The organism is Ectopseudomonas composti, assembly GCF_900115475.1.
Taxonomy (GTDB): domain Bacteria; phylum Pseudomonadota; class Gammaproteobacteria; order Pseudomonadales; family Pseudomonadaceae; genus Aquipseudomonas; species Aquipseudomonas composti.
Genome location: NZ_FOWP01000013.1, coordinates 73492 through 89565 on the forward strand (window position 1 = coordinate 73492; position 16074 = coordinate 89565).

12 protein-coding genes are annotated in these 16074 nt (G+C 61.6%); 3 read left to right on the forward strand and 9 right to left on the reverse strand.

All coding sequences use genetic code 11. From position 1 onward, the window contains the following. Nucleotides 1-22 precede the first annotated feature (22 nt). The 5 genes from BM059_RS20360 to fadB form a co-directional block, all read right to left on the reverse strand. A complete protein-coding gene (locus BM059_RS20360) occupies nucleotides 23-541 on the reverse strand; it encodes a DUF6586 family protein (protein ID WP_074941124.1) in 519 nt (172 codons plus the stop codon). A gap of 127 nt (nucleotides 542-668) precedes the next feature. Beyond that, nucleotides 669-3275 carry a type I DNA topoisomerase gene (gene topA / locus BM059_RS20365; RefSeq protein WP_074941125.1) on the reverse strand — a complete coding sequence of 869 codons (2607 nt, stop codon included), beginning with the start codon at nucleotides 3273-3275 and terminating at the stop codon, nucleotides 669-671. A 247-nt stretch (nucleotides 3276-3522) separates the two neighbouring features. Continuing rightward, a complete protein-coding gene (locus BM059_RS20370) occupies nucleotides 3523-3765 on the reverse strand; it encodes a DUF1653 domain-containing protein (RefSeq protein ID WP_037000363.1) in 243 nt (80 codons plus the stop codon). A 73-nt stretch (nucleotides 3766-3838) separates the two neighbouring features. Then, a complete protein-coding gene (fadA, locus tag BM059_RS20375; protein WP_037000364.1) occupies nucleotides 3839-5014 on the reverse strand; it encodes an acetyl-CoA C-acyltransferase FadA in 1176 nt (391 codons plus the stop codon). A 30-nt stretch (nucleotides 5015-5044) separates the two neighbouring features. Then, nucleotides 5045-7192: a fatty acid oxidation complex subunit alpha FadB gene (fadB, locus tag BM059_RS20380; protein WP_074941126.1), complete on the reverse strand. Its 2148-nt coding sequence runs from the start codon at nucleotides 7190-7192 to the stop codon at nucleotides 5045-5047. A gap of 467 nt (nucleotides 7193-7659) precedes the next feature. Between fadB and BM059_RS20390 the strand changes: the two genes are divergently transcribed. Further along, nucleotides 7660-8481 (forward strand): hypothetical protein, encoded by an 822-nt coding sequence (locus tag BM059_RS20390; protein ID WP_037000367.1) that lies wholly within the window; start codon nucleotides 7660-7662, stop codon nucleotides 8479-8481. Nucleotides 8482-8630: 149 nt separating this feature from the next. Next, nucleotides 8631-9080: a universal stress protein gene (locus BM059_RS20395; protein ID WP_017361528.1), complete on the forward strand. Its 450-nt coding sequence runs from the start codon at nucleotides 8631-8633 to the stop codon at nucleotides 9078-9080. Nucleotides 9081-9178: 98 nt separating this feature from the next. On the opposite strand, the gene BM059_RS20400 is transcribed toward BM059_RS20395, so the two are convergent. Then, the gene (locus BM059_RS20400) at nucleotides 9179-9865 is read right to left on the reverse strand and encodes a DUF6901 family protein (protein WP_074941127.1); all 687 of its coding nucleotides are present in this window, start codon (nucleotides 9863-9865) and stop codon (nucleotides 9179-9181) included. Nucleotides 9866-9883: 18 nt separating this feature from the next. Further along, entirely contained in the window at nucleotides 9884-11809 is a 1926-nt protein-coding gene (locus tag BM059_RS20405) for an ATP-binding cassette domain-containing protein (RefSeq protein ID WP_037000424.1), read from the reverse strand. Between the two features lie 227 nt (nucleotides 11810-12036). Here BM059_RS20405 and BM059_RS20410 point away from each other — a divergent pair, with 227 nt between their 5' ends. Beyond that, complete coding sequence (locus tag BM059_RS20410) at nucleotides 12037-13965, forward strand: transglycosylase SLT domain-containing protein (RefSeq protein WP_037000369.1); 1929 nt, start codon at nucleotides 12037-12039, stop codon at nucleotides 13963-13965. 139 nt (nucleotides 13966-14104) lie between these two features. Here the strand turns inward: BM059_RS20410 and BM059_RS20415 are convergent, their stop codons facing one another. Both BM059_RS20415 and BM059_RS20420 read right to left on the reverse strand, forming a co-directional pair. After that, on the reverse strand, nucleotides 14105-14911 hold the full coding sequence (locus BM059_RS20415) for an MOSC domain-containing protein (RefSeq protein ID WP_037000370.1): 807 nt from the start codon (nucleotides 14909-14911) through the stop codon (nucleotides 14105-14107). A gap of 149 nt (nucleotides 14912-15060) precedes the next feature. Further along, a complete protein-coding gene (locus tag BM059_RS20420; protein ID WP_037000371.1) occupies nucleotides 15061-15993 on the reverse strand; it encodes a chemotaxis protein CheV in 933 nt (310 codons plus the stop codon). Between the last annotated feature and the right edge of the window lie 81 nt (nucleotides 15994-16074).

The window sequence follows — 16074 nt, forward strand, 5'->3', positions numbered from 1 at the left end:
CCACTGGTCCAGTTAAACCCGATCAGCACTCGCTGAGGCCTTCGCGAAAGCGCAGTACCAGTGCCTTGAGCTGCTGACGCCAGGCATCGACATCATCGATGCTCAGCTCGACCGGCTCCTCACCAACGCTGACGGCCGTGATCAAGGGCATGGATGGGTCGACCTTGGCCTTGCGCTCCTCGCGCGGCGGCTGGAAAAGCGCAGCATAGGCGGCCAGCAATTCAGCCAGCCAGGTTTCGCGCTGCTGAGCCAACTCCACCAGTTCGGCCAGCTCGGGACTTGGCGAAGCGTTGAGTACCGCCGGCTGAACGAAGGCCTCGACACTCAAAGGCGTCGCGTCGTTCATGCGGTAATAACCGGCGATCTCATGACACAGCCCGAGCAAGCCGCCATACAGGTGAAACAGGGCCGCCTCGCGCTCTGCCTGCACCAGCGCCTGCACATTGAACGCGGAGGACGCTTCGGCCTTGCGCCAGTTATCCAGAGCGATACCGGCGAAGAAGATCTTCTGATTGGTACGGGTATAGATTTCTTTGGCCATTGTGGCGCCCTCTATTACAGATCGAGCCATGATACGCGCGCCAGCAGGTATCGCGCGCATCTCGTCAGGCATTCAGGGCGCCGCTCTTGCGACGCCTGACCGATGCCCGACAGGTCGAGGACAAGCGCTAGCGCTTGTCCTCGACCTTCCACTTGCCACCATCGAAGAACGCACGCCAGCCGGTGGGCTTGCCATCGACCTCGGACTGCACGTACTGCTCCTTGGTCTTGCGGCTGTAGCGAATCACTGCCGGGCGACCATCAGGGTCCTTCTGCGGGGCATCGCAGAGGAAATGGTACTTGGGATCGATCTCGTGCTTGTGCGGGACGATTTCCAGCACCAGCGGCGCGCGCGTCTCGCGATTTTTCGGGAACTGGCTGGCCGCCAGGAACAGACCTGAAGCACCATCGCGCAGCACGTAGGTGTCGTCCACCTTCTCGCACTTGAGCTCCGGCATCTCCACCTTGTCCATCTTCGGCGGGGCCGCCTCGCCGTTCTTGAGCAGCTTGCGGGTGTTCTTGCAGCTGGCATTGGTGCAACCGAAGAACTTGCCGAAGCGGCCAGTCTTGAGCTGCATCTGGCTACCGCACTTGTCGCACTCCAGGCTCGGGCCTTCATAGCCTTTGATGCGGTACTGACCCTGCTCGATCTCGTAGCCCGTGCAATCGGGGTTGTTACCACAGATGTGCAGCTTGCGGGTTTCATCCAGCAGGTAGGCATCCATGGCCGTGGAGCAGATCGGGCAGCGATGCTTGCCGAGCAGCACGCGGGACTCGGACTCGCCCTCGTCATCCGCGGCGATCTCGTCGCCCGGCACCAGGTTGATGGTGGCCTTGCAGCGCTCCTTGGGCGGTAGCGCATAGCCGGAGCAACCCAAGAACACGCCGGTGGAGGCGGTACGGATCATCATCGGCCGACCGCACTCGCGGCAGGGAATGTCGGTCAGGGTCGGCTGGTTGGCACGCATGCCCCCCTCGCCAGCTTCGGCTACCTCAAGCTTCTTCTTGAAGTCACCGTAGAACTCATCGAGCAGATTCTTCCACTCGCGCTCACCCTGGGCCACATCATCGAGATGTTCTTCCATGGTGGCGGTGAAGCTGTAATCCATCAGGTTGGCGAAGCTCTCGTCGAGACGCTCGGTGACGATGTCGCCCATCTTCTCGGCATAGAAGCGACGGTTATGTACCGTGACGTAACCGCGATCCTGAATGGTGGAGATGATCGCCGCGTAGGTGGACGGGCGACCGATGCCACGCTTCTCCAGCTCCTTGACCAGGCTGGCTTCGGAGTAGCGCGCTGGCGGTTTGGTGAAGTGCTGGCTGGGGTCGAGCTGGATCAGCTTGAGGCCCTCGCCTTCCTTCATTTCCGGCAGCACGTCGTCTTCGCCGGGCTTGCTCTGCTGCGGCAGCACGCGGGTGTAACCGTCGAACTTGAGAATGCGGCCCTTGGCGCGCAGCTCGAAGTTGCCGGCAGCCACTGTGACGCTGGTGGAAAGGTATTCGGCCGGCGGCATCTGGCAGGCGACGAACTGGCGCCAGATCAGGTCATACAGGCGCTCGGCATCGCGCTCCATGCCGGAGAGCTGGGTCGGGCGCAGGTTGACGTCAGAGGGACGAATCGCTTCGTGCGCCTCCTGAGCGCCTTCCTTGCTCGAGTACTGATTCGGCTTGCCCGGCAGGTACTTGTCGCCGTACTCGCTGCCAATGAAGCCACGCACCATCTCCACCGCGTCGTTCGACAGGTTGGTCGAGTCGGTACGCATATAGGTGATGTAGCCAGCCTCGTAGAGACGCTGGGCCATCATCATGGTCTTCTTCACCCCGAAGCCCAGGCGGTTGCTCGCGGCCTGCTGCAGGGTGGAGGTAATGAACGGCGCCGAGGGCTTGCTGCTGGTGGGCCGGTCTTCACGCTTGACGATGCTGTAGCTGGAGGCCTTGAGCTTCTCCAGCGCGGCCATGGCCTGCGCTTCGTTGACCGGTTTGAAGGCGGCGCCATCTTCACGCACTACCTCGAAACGCACCTTGGCGTTCTTCGGCGTACCAAGATCGGCGTGCACTTCCCAGTATTCTTCCGGGACGAAGGCGCGGATTTCTTTCTCACGCGCCACCACCAGCTTCACCGCCACCGACTGCACACGACCGGCAGACAGGCCACGGGCGATCTTGGCCCACAGCAGCGGCGAAACCATGTAGCCCACCACGCGGTCGAGGAAGCGGCGCGCCTGCTGGGCGTTGACGCGGTTGATGTCCAGCTCACCCGGCTTGGAGAAGGCTTCCTGAATCGCCTTCTTGGTAATCTCGTTGAACACCACGCGCTTGTAGCGGCTGTCATCACCACCGATGGATTCGCGCAGGTGCCAGGCGATGGCCTCCCCCTCGCGATCCAAGTCGGTTGCGAGATAGATGGTGTCAGCATCCTTGGCCAGGCGGCGCAGCTCTTCGATCACCTTTTCCTTGCCGGGCAGGATCTCGTACTTGGCCTTCCAGCCGTGCTCGGGGTCGACCCCCATCCGCGTGAACAGCTGACGCTTGGCCTTTTCCTTGGGCGACAGTGCTGGCGTCTCACCAGCGGCCTTGCCGCGCTTGGCAGGCTCCTTGGTGGCGCTTGACGAGCCGCTGGTAGGCAGGTCACGGATATGGCCGATGCTCGACTTCACCACGTACTGGCTGCCCAGGTACTTGTTGATGGTCTTGGCCTTGGCCGGGGATTCCACGATGACCAGCGATTTGCCCATGGATCAGAAAATTCCTGAATTGCGAAATATAGAAGGCTGGGAGCCATATGAGCCTGCTCACGAGCTCGTGAGCTAGAGTGATACAAGGCAAAAACAAGCGAGGAAGCGGAGTTTACGAGTGGTAAATGAGCATTCCGAGCTTGTTTTTAACGCAGTAGCGCCGACGCGCAACAGATCGTGAACAGGTTCTAAGGCCCCGCTATATATAGTGGTGACCGAGCGAAGGTCAAGCGCAGGGGCTGCGCAGTCAGACTTGCGAACTGCCGATAGGGCTGACTTCTGCCTGAATCAAAGCAAAGCGTGGAACGCGCTTGCCGTCCACCTCGATCTCTTCGCAGAACATGTTCAGCGGCCGCACCCACAGGCCGAACTCGCCGTACAGCGCCTGGTAGACCACCACCTCTTCCTCGTTCTCGGAATGACGCGCCACACCGAATACACGGTACTGCGGGCCTTTGTAGTGACGATAGAGTCCTGGCTGCAACTGCATGAGCGGTTCCCGAAATAAAAAGCCGTAAAAAGCAAAACCGGGGCACTAGGCCCCGGTTTCTGTCCGCTGACGCTTAAATGCGCTCGAAGACGGTGGTGATGCCTTGGCCAAGGCCCACGCACATGGTGGAGACACCAAAAGTGCCGCCGTTCTGCTTCATAACGTTGAGCAGGGTACCGGAGATACGGGCCCCGGAACAACCGAAGGGGTGACCCAGGGCGATGGCGCCGCCGTGCAGGTTGACCTTCTCTTCCATCTTGTCGAGCAGCTTCAGGTCCTTCAGCACAGGCAGGGCCTGGGCAGCGAAGGCTTCGTTGAGCTCGACGAAATCGATGTCGGCGATGCTCAGACCGGCACGCTTGAGCGCCTTCTGAGTCGACGGCACCGGGCCGTAACCCATGATCGCCGGATCGACACCGGCAACGGCCATGGCGCGAACCACGGCCATCGGCTGAATACCCAGATCCTGAGCACGCTGGGCGCTCATGACGATCATGCAGGAGGCGCCGTCGGTGATCTGCGAGGACGTACCTGCAGTCACGGTGCCGCCTTTCGGGTTGAACGCGGGCTTCAGCGCAGCCAGGCTCTCGAGGGTGGTTTCCGGACGAATGGTTTCGTCGAAATCGTACATCTTCAGGAAACCGTTCTCGTCGTAGCCTTGCATCGGGATGATTTCATCCTTGAACTTGCCTTCGACGGTGGCCTTGTGCGCCAGGCGGTGCGAACGCTCACCGAAGGCGTCCTGCTGCTCGCGGCTGATGCCGTGCATCTTGCCCAGCATTTCAGCGGTCAGGCCCATCATGCCGGACGCCTTGGCGGCGTACAGCGACAGGTGCGGGTTCGGGTCGACGCCATGCATCATGCCGACGTGGCCCATGTGCTCCACACCACCGACGACGAACACATCGCCGTTGCCGGTCTGAATCGCCTGCACGGCGGTGTGCAGGGCGCTCATGGACGAACCGCACAGACGGCTGACGGTCTGGCCGGCGCTGGTGTGCGGGATCTGGGTCATCAGCGACGCCATGCGCGCGATGTTCCAGCCCTGCTCCAGGGTCTGGTTGACGCAGCCCCAGATCACATCTTCCACTTCGGCCGGATCGACCTTGGCGTTGCGCTCCAGCAGCTTGCTGATCAGGTGCGCAGACATGGTCTCGGCGCGGGTGTTGCGGTGCATGCCGCCCTTGGAACGACCCATCGGGGTACGACCGAAGTCGACGATCACTGCATCTCTAGGATTCAGGCTCATATTTCTACTCTCGCTCTGTTCGCTGCACGGTTAACCGAAGAACTTCTGGCCCTTGGCGGCCATTTCGCGAAGTTTTGCGGTCGGGTGGTACAGGGCGCCCAGCTCGGCATATTTGTCGGCCAGGGCGACGAATTCAGCAACACCGATGGAATCGATGTAGCGCAGCGCACCGCCACGGAAGGGAGGGAAGCCGATACCGTAGATCAGGCCCATGTCGGCCTCGGCTGCGGTGTCGACGATGCCGTCTTCCAGGCAACGAACGGTTTCCATGCACAGCGGGATCATCATGAAGTTGATGATGTCCTCGTCGGTGACTTCACGCTCTTCGACCACGATGGACTTGAGCAGCTCGTAAGCCTCAGGGTCGGAGACCTTCTTCGGCTTGCCGCGCTTGTCGGTTTCGTAGGCGTAGAAGCCTTTGCCATTCTTCTGGCCCAGGCGGTTGGCTTCGTACATCACGTCGACGGCGGTCTTGCCTTCGACAGCCATGCGATCCGGGAAGCCTTCGGCCATCACGTCACGGCCGTGGTGGCCGGTGTCGATGCCGACCACGTCGGACAGATAAGCCGGACCCATGGGCCAGCCGAATTTCTCCATCACCTTGTCGATGCGCACGAAGTCGACGCCGAAGCCCAGCAGCTTGGAGAAGCCGCCGAAATACGGGAACAGCACGCGGTTGACCAGGAAGCCGGGGCAGTCGTTGACCACGATCGGGTTCTTGCCCATCTTCTTGGCGTAGGCAACGGTGGTGGCCACGGCCACTTCGCTGGACTTCTCGCCACGGATGACTTCCACCAGCGGCATCATGTGCACCGGGTTGAAGAAGTGCATGCCGACGAAGTTTTCCGGACGCTTGAGCGCCTGGGCCAGCAGACTGATGGAGATGGTCGAGGTGTTGGAGGCCAGGATGGCGTCTTCACGCACCACGCCTTCCACTTCGGCCAGCACGATCTGCTTGACCTTCGGGTTCTCGACCACGGCTTCGACGACGATGTCGACGTTGCCGAAATCACCGTAGGACATGGTCGGGCGGATGGCGTTGAGGGCTTCGGCCATCTTCGCCGGGGTCATGCGGCCCTTCTCGACGCGCTTGCCGAGCAGCTTGGAAGCCTCGTTCAAGCCCATCTGGATACCCTCTTCACGGATATCCTTCATCAGGATCGGGGTGCCCTTGGAGGCCGACTGGTAGGCGATACCGCCGCCCATGATGCCGGCGCCGAGTACGGCAGCCAGTTTCACGTCGCGAGCGATCTCGTCGTGGTGCTTGGCCTTCTTCTTCAGCTCCTGATCGTTCAGGAACAGACCGATCAGGCTCTCGGCAACCGAGGTCTTGGCCAGTTTGACGAAGCCGGCGGCTTCGACTTCCAGCGCCTTGTCACGGCCGAAGTTGGCGGCTTTCTGAATGCTCTTGATCGCCTCGACCGGAGCCGGGTAGTTCGGGCCGGCCTGGCCAGCGACGAAGCCCTTGGCGGTCTCGAAGCACATCATCTGCTCGATGGCGTTGAGCTTGAGCTTTTCCAGCTTGGGTTGACGCTTGGCCTTGTAGTCCAGCTCGCCGGAGATGGCGCGCTTGACCAGATCCAGTGCAGCGTCCTTGAGTTTGGCGGGCGCGACAACAGCATCGACGGCGCCGACTTTCAGCGCGTCGTCGGCACGGTTTTCCTTGCCCGAAGCGATCCACTCGACAGCGTTGTCGGTACCGATCACACGCGGCAGGCGCACAGTGCCGCCGAAGCCTGGGTAGATGCCCAGTTTGACTTCTGGCAGACCGATCTTGGCGGTCTCGCTCATTACACGGTAGTCACCAGCCAGGCACATCTCGAAACCGCCACCCAGGGCGATGCCGTTGATGGCGACGACAGTCGGCACGGCGAGGTCTTCGAAATCACTGAAGATCTTGTTGGCTTCCAGGTTGCCAGCCACCAGCTCTTCGTCGGGCAGCTTGAAGTTTTCGACGAACTCGGTGATATCGGCACCGACGATGAACACGTCTTTGCCACTGGTGACAATCACGCCCTTGATCGAACCGTCAGCCTTGATCGCGTCGACGGAGGCGCGCAGCTCATTGAGGGTAAGACGGTTGAATTTGTTGACGGACTCACCCTTGAGGTCGAAATTCAATTCGACGATGCCGCTCTCAAGAGCCTTAACCGTGATGGCTTTACCTTCGTAAATCATCAACTGATCTCCACGGTATGGAAGCTGAACAGTACACATCGGAGCCAACCGGCAGGCCAGCTCGCGGCACAGCCGTCGAGCATAGCTCCAATCGGTACGACACACCCACCGACGCGATATTCGGGCTGTAGTGGCGCGCCTGACCAGGCAAACGCTCAATTCATACGCCCGTTTGATTTGGGTGTGCACACCATCAGGGAAAAGCCTGCGCTTGTCAATTGGCCTGTTTTCGTCGTTTTCCCGACGTTTTCTGCAGGCCTGGTCATTCGCGGCCTCCAGCCAATTCCGATAAACAACGTCAATAACGCGCCATTGCCAGTGTTTTCCTGCACGTTGCAGGCATGTCCGAGCGCCTAGCCAAATCGTTACGCTCCGGGTACAGTCGTCTCACTTTCGGCTGGCACAGCGCCATCTGAAGGCAATACAAAAACAAATCGAGCCCCACGATGGGCCGTACGGAGTCGCCAATGTCGAGCCGCCGTTCGCTTGCATTTCCCCTGAGCGCCCTGCTCGTTTTCCTCTTCACGCTGCTCTCCCCTCCCTTGCTCAGCGCCGCGCCGGCCGATGATCTGCTGCGCCTGCACCAGTTGCGCCTGGCAACGCAAAAGAGCCTGGGTGACTTCTACATGTACAACGGCATGGAGGGCGATCAGCGCTACGCGCGGATGATTGGCGAATCGCTGCAGGAAGGCCAAGCACACCTGGATGGTCTCGGCGAAATGCCTGGCGACGCGAGCAAGGCACTGCGAGCGCAGTTGCAAACCAACTGGCAAAGTTACCGCAATGGGCTTCAGGCGCTGATGGACGCCATGCGCAAGCAAGGCTACACCGACCTGCAACCGGTCGCCGACCTGGCCGAGAGCAACCAGCGCATCATGGCCATCAGCCAGGAGCTTTATCAGAAGGTGCAGCAAGAGAGCGGTTTCAGCGTACCGCAGCTGACCCAGAAGAGCCGTGAACAAAGCCTGCTGATGCAGAACATCGCCCTGGACTATGCTTCACGCAGCGCCTCGGTCGGCGCCAGCTTCTTTGGTGGCGGTGAGGAGCGCGCCATCGACGAACTGGCAGGTGAGTTCGCCAGCAAGCTGAACACGCTCAGCAGCGCCCAGCAGAACACCCCCGAGATCAGCGCAGCCCTGAACGCCATCGGCACGAAATGGCGTTACATCGAGAAATCGCTGCGCAACTACAACGAAAACACGGTACCGTTCCTGATCAGCAAGTATTCCGACAGCATCATCGAAGGCCTGGAAGATGTTGCCGCCCAGTACGCCGCCAGCCAACATTGATGCCACCGATTTCCGGCCTGCCTGGCCCAACTCTTGCCCGGTGCTCGCACCGGGCTTTTCTTTGTCCCGCTCATGAGCAGTCGCCCTACCCCACACAATGGGGCCATACTTGAGACAGAGCCATTTGCTTCCTTGAGGAGGAGTTCACCATGCCCTACCAGCACATTCTGGTCGCCGTCGACCTGACCGAGGAATGCGACCCCGTAGTGGTACGCGCACAGAAGCTGGCCCAGGCCAGTGGTGCCAAGATGTCACTGGTGCATATCGTCGAACCGATGGCCATGGCCTTTGGCGGTGATGTGCCGATGGATCTGTCGATGCTGCAGCAACAGCAGTTCGAGCAGGCCCGCGAGCGCCTGGACAGCTTCACTGGCAAGTACCCCGAACTCACTGCGGACCAACGCCATCTGGCTTACGGCCAGCCGCGCCAGGAAATTCACCGCCTCGCCGAAGAGCAAGGTTGCGATCTGATCGTGGTCGGCAGTCATGGCCGTCACGGCCTGGCATTGCTGCTCGGCTCCACGGCCAATGACGTGCTGCACGGCGCGCCCTGCGATGTGCTCGCAGTGCGACTGAAGAAAGGCGAAAAAGGCGCTTGAGTATCGGGTGCGCCATGCGCACCAGAGACAGCACTGACGGCCTCGGGACCTTTGCAACTGCGGTGTGCGCAGCGCACCCTACGCAGGCTGCAGTTGCCTTACTCGAACGACTCGCCCGCGCTCATGACCAGCGGGCGGATCTTCTGCAGTTGGGTCTCCAGCGACACCGTCATGCTCGATGACATCGAGAAGAACGTGAGGAAAGCCTTGAGGTTGGAGTCGCCTTCACAGGTGTCGTGAATGCGCTGCCAGAAAGCCTGATTGACCAGCTTCAGTTGCTGGAACAGGCGCACCAAGCCCTTCAGCTCCCAATCGGCCAGACGCCCCTCGCGCATGTTGAAGTACTGCCGCGACAGGTACAGCGACACCGCGCGCAGGATGAACTCCTGATTATTGGCAAAGGGCAGATGGTGCTGCGCCATGGGTTTCAGGCGCGCCAGCACCGGACAGGCGCTGGTGGCCATGATCACCCCGAGCAGCGCACGCAGCCCCTCTTCCAGGCCGACGTGCTTGGTGTATTCACGCTCCGGTGTGCGCACCCAGACACTGGCCTTCTTGAACGCCGGCAGGCCGCGAAAGTCCTCGATCACCCGATGCAGGTCGACTGCAGCCGGGCAATGGCTGAACTGCTCGCGACTGAGCGGACAATTGCTGCATTGCTGATGCCCGAGACGGGTCCAGGCCGGTGCCTGTTGCGCCTGTACAGGGTCATATTCGCGATTCAGCTCGATCCGATAGCTGAACTGATGATTGTCGTCGAGAGTAATGCGGTACTCGATGGCCATTGCCCGTTCGTTCCTTCGTCAGCCTTCCAGCTCTGCCCAGCGCTCGAGCAACCTGTCCATTTCCTTCTGCAGGTCTTCGAGTCGCGCCAATACTTGCGTGGTGATCTGCGGCGGCTGCTGATAGAAGGCAGGGTCAGAGGCCTGCTCCTGTACTGCCGCCATCTCCTGCTCCAGGGCATCGATCTGCCCCGGAATCGCTTCCAGCTCGCGTTGCAGCTTGTAGCTTAGTTTCTTCTTCGCCGGCTCGACGCTGTCCTGCACCGCTGCCGACGCAGCCGGGGTCGGTGCTTCGACGATGGCCGTGGCCAATTCGGCTTTGCCTGACTTGCTTTCACCCACACCGAGCAGGCGCGGCGAACCGCCCTGGCGTAGCCAGTCCTGATAACCACCGACGTATTCGCGCACCTTGCCTTCACCCTCGAATACCAGGGTGCTGGTCACGACGTTATCGAGGAAGGCACGGTCGTGGCTGACCATCAGCACGGTGCCAGGGAAGTTGAGCAGGACTTCTTCGAGCAGTTCCAGGGTTTCTACGTCCAGGTCGTTGGTCGGTTCATCGAGCACCAGCAGGTTGGCCGGCTTGCTGAACAACTTGGCGAGCAATAGTCGTGCCCGTTCGCCCCCCGAGAGTGCTTTGACAGGTGTACGGGCGCGTTGCGGGCTGAACAGAAAGTCGCCCAGATAGCTCAGCACATGGCGGCTCTGGCCATCGATAGTGATGAAGTCACGGCCTTCGGCGACGTTGTCGATCACCGTCTTTTCCGGTTCGAGCTGGTGACGTAATTGGTCGAAATACGCCACTTCCAGTTTGGTGCCCACCTCGATCTTGCCGCTGCTCGGTTGCAGGTCGCTGAGCAACAGCTTGAGCAGCGTGGTCTTGCCGGTGCCGTTGGCGCCGAGCAGGCCGATACGGTCACCGCGCTGCAGGACCATGGAGAAATCCTTGACCAGGAATGGCCCGCCGCTGTGCGCGAAGCTGACGTTTTCCGCCACCATTACCTGCTTGCCGGACTTGTCCGCCGTATCCAGCTGGATATTCGCCTTGCCCTGGCGCTCGCGGCGCTCGCTACGCTCCGCACGCATCGCCTTGAGCGCGCGCACGCGCCCCTCGTTACGGGTGCGGCGGGCCTTGATGCCCTGGCGAATCCAGACTTCTTCCTGAGCCAGGCGCTTGTCGAACAGCGCATTGGCGGTTTCTTCGGCAGCCAGTTGCTGCTCCTTGTGCACCAGGAAGCTGGCGTAGTCGCCATTCCAGTCGATCAGGCCGCCACGGTCCAGTTCGAGAATGCGCGTGGCCAGGTTCTGCAGGAAGGAGCGGTCGTGGGTGATGAACAGCACGGCGCCGCCGAAATCCTTCAGTGCCTCTTCCAGCCAGGCGATGGCGCCGATGTCCAGGTGGTTGGTCGGTTCGTCGAGCAATAGCAGATCTGGCTCGGACACCAGTGCCTGGGCCAGCAGGACGCGACGGCGCCAGCCACCGGAAAGCTCGGCCAGGGTCTTGTCCGCTGGCAACTGCAGGCGGCTCAGGGTGCTGTCGACCAGTTGCTGCAGACGCCAGCCGTCTTTGGCTTCCAGCTCCTGCTGCACGTGCATCAGTTGCTCGAGGTCGTCATCGCCGTGGATGTTCTGCGCCAGGTGGTGATAGCGCGCCAGCAGCTCGCCAACGCCAGCCAGGCCTTCGGCGACCACGTCGAACACCGTGCGCTCGTCGGCGCGCGGCAGCTCCTGCGGCAGCTCGCCGATCTTCAGCCCAGGTGCGCGCCAGATTTCGCCGTCGTCGAGCATCTGATCGCCCTTGACCAGCTTGAGCATGCTCGATTTGCCGGTGCCATTACGGCCGATGATGCACACCCGCTCGCCCCGCGCGATCTGCCAGGACACTCCATCGAGCAGGGGCATGGCGCCATAGGCGAGGGATACGTCGGCAAACTTGAGCAGGGTCATGGGCATCTCCAGAAACAGGCGGCGCATTCTACCCGAGTTGCCAGCTGGCTGTTGCCGTTTCCACTGAGGTGGAAGACACGGCGGCCGGCACGGGTAGCGTGCATTTTTGCTGCATGTGTCCATCTGGCCCGACGGCATTCACCGCGCTCCAATGAAACGCTAAGCTAGAGGTATGCAACGACACGGACCGTGTTGCCCCATACCTCTGCTTCCCCCCTGGAAATGCCATGCGCAGTCGCTTTCTCTCTGTAGTTTCCTGTCTGATTCTTACCGCCACTGGTATAGCCAGTGCCGAAGCCGCCAGCCTCACCCAGCAGCGCCAGTACTACGATGAAGCCAAGCGCGCCCTGGCCAAGGGCGACAGCGGCCCCTATCGCCAGTACGCCAGCGCCCTGCGTGATTACCCGCTGACGCCGTATCTGGCTTACGACGAGCTGACCAACCGCCTCAAATCGGCGAGCAACGCCGAGATCGAGAAATTCCTCGCCGAGCATGGCGACCTGCCCCAGGCCAACTGGATGAAGCTGCGCTGGTTGCGCTGGCTGGCCGAACGCGGTGACTGGAAACCCTTTCTCGATCACTACGACGCCAAGCTCAACTTCACCGAACTGGACTGCCTCTACGGCCAATACCAGCTCAGTCACGGCCTGACCGCCGAAGGCAACGCCACCGCCGAAAAACTCTGGCTGGTAGGCAAGTCCCAGCCCAATGCCTGTGACCCGCTGTTCGAGCGCTGGGCGGCCAATGGTCAACTCACCGAGCAGCGCCGTTGGCAGCGCACCAAGCTGGCGGTGGAAAGCGGTAACTACGGTCTGGCCAACTTCCTGATCAAGGGCATGCCGACGCTCGGCGAGCGCGGCAAGCTGATGGTCGAGGTGGCGCAGAAGCCACAACTGCTGAAGAACACCGCGCGCTTCGCCCCCGCCGATGACGCCATGAGTGACGTGGTCGGCCTCGGCCTGCGCCGCCTGGCCCGGCAGAGCCCCGAAGACGCCCTGGCCCTGCTCGACGGCTATGCCCAGCGCATGAAGTTCTCCTCCGACGAACAGGTCGCCATCGCCCGGCAGATCGGCCTGCGCCTGGCGCAACGCTTCGACCTGCGCGGCCTGCAGGTGATGACCAAATACGACCCGCAACTGCGTGACAATACCGTCAGCGAATGGCGTGCACGCCTGCTGCTGCGCCACGGCCGCTGGGAAGAGGCCTATCAGCTGACTCAGCGCATGCCATCCGACCTGGCCAGCAGCAACCGCTGGCGCTACTGGAACGCGCGCAGCCTGCAGTTGGCGCAACCCAACAGCCAGCAACCCGCGGTGCTGTTCCAGGCGTTGGCCAAGGAACGTGACTTCTATGGTTTCATGGCCGCCGATCAGGTCAAGGCGCCTTACTCGCTGAACAACCAGCCGCTGGCACTCGACCCGAAGGTGGTGCAGAAAGTACGCAACACCGCCGGCATCAAACGCGCCATGGAATTCCATGCACGCGGCCAGATCGTCGATGGCCGTCGCGAGTGGTATCACGTCAGCCGTCTGTTCAGCCGCGACGAGCTGGTTGCCCAAGCGCGCCTGGCCTATGAAATGGAGTGGTACTTCCCGGCCATTCGCACCATCAGCCAGGCCCAGTACTGGGACGATCTGGAAGTGCGCTTCCCCATGGCCCATCGCAGCGAACTGGTGCGCGAGGCCAAGCGCCGCGACCTGCATTCCAGTTGGGTGTTCGCCATCACCCGTCAGGAAAGCGCCTTCATGGCCGACGCCCGTTCCCACGCCGGGGCCATGGGTCTGATGCAGTTGATGCCAGGTACCGCCAAAGACACCGCGCGCAAGTTCGGCATCCCCCTGGCGTCGCCACAACAGGCGCTCAACCCGGACACCAACATCCAACTGGGTGCCGCCTACCTGAGCCAGGTTTACGGTCAGTTCAACGGCAACCGCGTACTTGCCTCTGCCGCCTACAACGCTGGCCCAGGTCGTGTGCGCCAGTGGCTGCGCGGCGCCAATCACCTCAGTTATGACGTCTGGGTGGAGAACATTCCATTCGACGAGACCCGTCAGTACGTGCAGAACGTGCTGTCCTACTCGGTGATCTACGGCCAGAAACTCGATGCGCCGCACCCGCTGGTGGCGTGGAACGAGCGCTTCTTCGACGATCAGTAACGCAAAAGCCCCGATCGGACAGGGTGTCTGATCGGGGCTCGCTGTTCCATACGCCTGGGCCGGAGCGCGCTTCGTTTCAGCGCCGCGTGAGCCTCAGCCCAGCGACCGTACGCAGATCACCCGGTGCGCACGGCGCACCCTACTCCAGGATTTCGACCGGCATTCCTACCTGCAGCTCACCGATGCCACGCGGCAACAGGTTCTGCCCGAAGTACACGTCACCATCACGTTCACGGTAGGTCTTGAGCGTGGCCAGCGGCTCGCGCTGGGCATTGCGCTCACCCGTCTGCGGGTCGATGGTGGTGAGGATGCAGCGCGAGCAGCCCTTGGCCACGTCGAACTCCACTTCACCGATGCGGATGCGCTTCCAGCTGTCTTCGGCGTAGGGCTCACTGCCGGTAACGACCAGGTTGGGGCGAAACCGCAGCATGGACAGTGGCTGCCCGACACGCTGGGAGAGATCCTCCAGCGACGCCTGGCCAATCAGCAGCAGTGGAAAACCATCGGCGAAGGCCACGCGATCGCCCGGTTGCGCATAGGCGGTATCGACCTGGCGGGTACGCCCTTCCGGCACCTGCACCAGCCGGCAGGATTTACCCAGCAAGTCGCTGAGCCAGGCTGCTGCTGCATCGCCCGCATCCGGCACGCGCAGGCTGTCACGCCAGACGATGACGCCACGCAGATCCTGCTCGGGATCGGGCAACGCCACGGACAGATCGTCACGCCCCGGCGCACTCAGGGTAAGGCCGCCGCGCGCGTCGTACAGAGCGCTCAACTGGCTCATCTGCGGCAGCAGGCGTTGGGTGATGAAACGGCCGTTGTCGGCGTCGACCAGCATCCAGCGCCGATCACCCTGCACACCGAGACCATCGACCGCGCTGCGCTGCAACACCTCGCCGCGACCAGACTTGAGCGGATAACGGTACAGCCCCGAGAGACTCAGCATGGGTCAGGTTCCTGTTGGCAAAACGCCGTTATACGAGCTGACGGCGATGCTCACAAGCAACAAAACTCGGGAAATTTTGCAGATCAGTAAGGCGTTCGGGCACAAGCGGCCATCGGCGCTCGGCGGGTTTCACCCGCCCTACAGTGTCTTTAGCGGGGTTCGTCCAGTTCGAGACGTTGACGGACCACGTCAACGAGCTTGTCGGGCTGGAACTTGGAGAGGAAGTTGTCGCAACCGACCTTCTTCACCATCGCCTCGTTGAAGCTGCCGGACAGCGAAGTGTGCAACACCACATAAAGATCCTTGAGGCGAGGATCGCTGCGAATCTCGCTGGTCAGGCGGTAGCCGTCCATTTCCGGCATCTCGGCATCGGTGAAGATCATCAGCAGCTTGTCGGTCATCACTTCGCCGGTGTCAGCCCACTTCTTCAACAGGTTGAGAGCTTTCAGACCGTCACCCGCCATATGCAATCGAACGCCCAGTTGCGACAGGGTATCGCGCAGTTGGCTCAGCGCCACGCTGGAGTCGTCCACCAGCAGTACTTCGCGGCCGCGCGCTTTTTCCAGCAACGGATCGGCGAGTTTTTCTTCGGAGACCTTGGTGCTCATCGGCACGATCTCGGCCAGCACCTTTTCCACGTCGATGACCTCGACGATCTGCTCGTCGACCTTGGTGATGGCCGTCAGGTAATGCTGGCGGCCGGCGCCACCGGGCGGCGGCTGGATCGACTCCCAGTTGAGGTTGAGGATGCGATCGACGCTGCCGACCAGGAAGGCCTGCACGGAACGGTTGTACTCGGTGACGATGATGGTGCTGCGCTCATCCGGCACCAACGGACGCATGCCGATGGCCTGGGACAGGTCGATCACCGGCAGGGTCTGGCCACGCAGGTTGACCACACCGCAGACGAAGCGGTGACGTTGCGGCATCAGCGTGAGCTTGGGCATCTGCAGGACTTCCTGCACCTTGAACACGTTGATGGCGAACAACTGCCGACCGGCCAGGCGGAACATGAGGATTTCCAGGCGGTTCTCGCCGACCAGTTGCGTGCGTTGATCTACTGAATCGAGGATGCCAGCCATCATGCGCTCCGAGGTATATAGGTTGAGTCTAGTCTGCCGTTCGGGTTATCGGCGGACTGCCGGCAGACTGAAGCCTTGCTG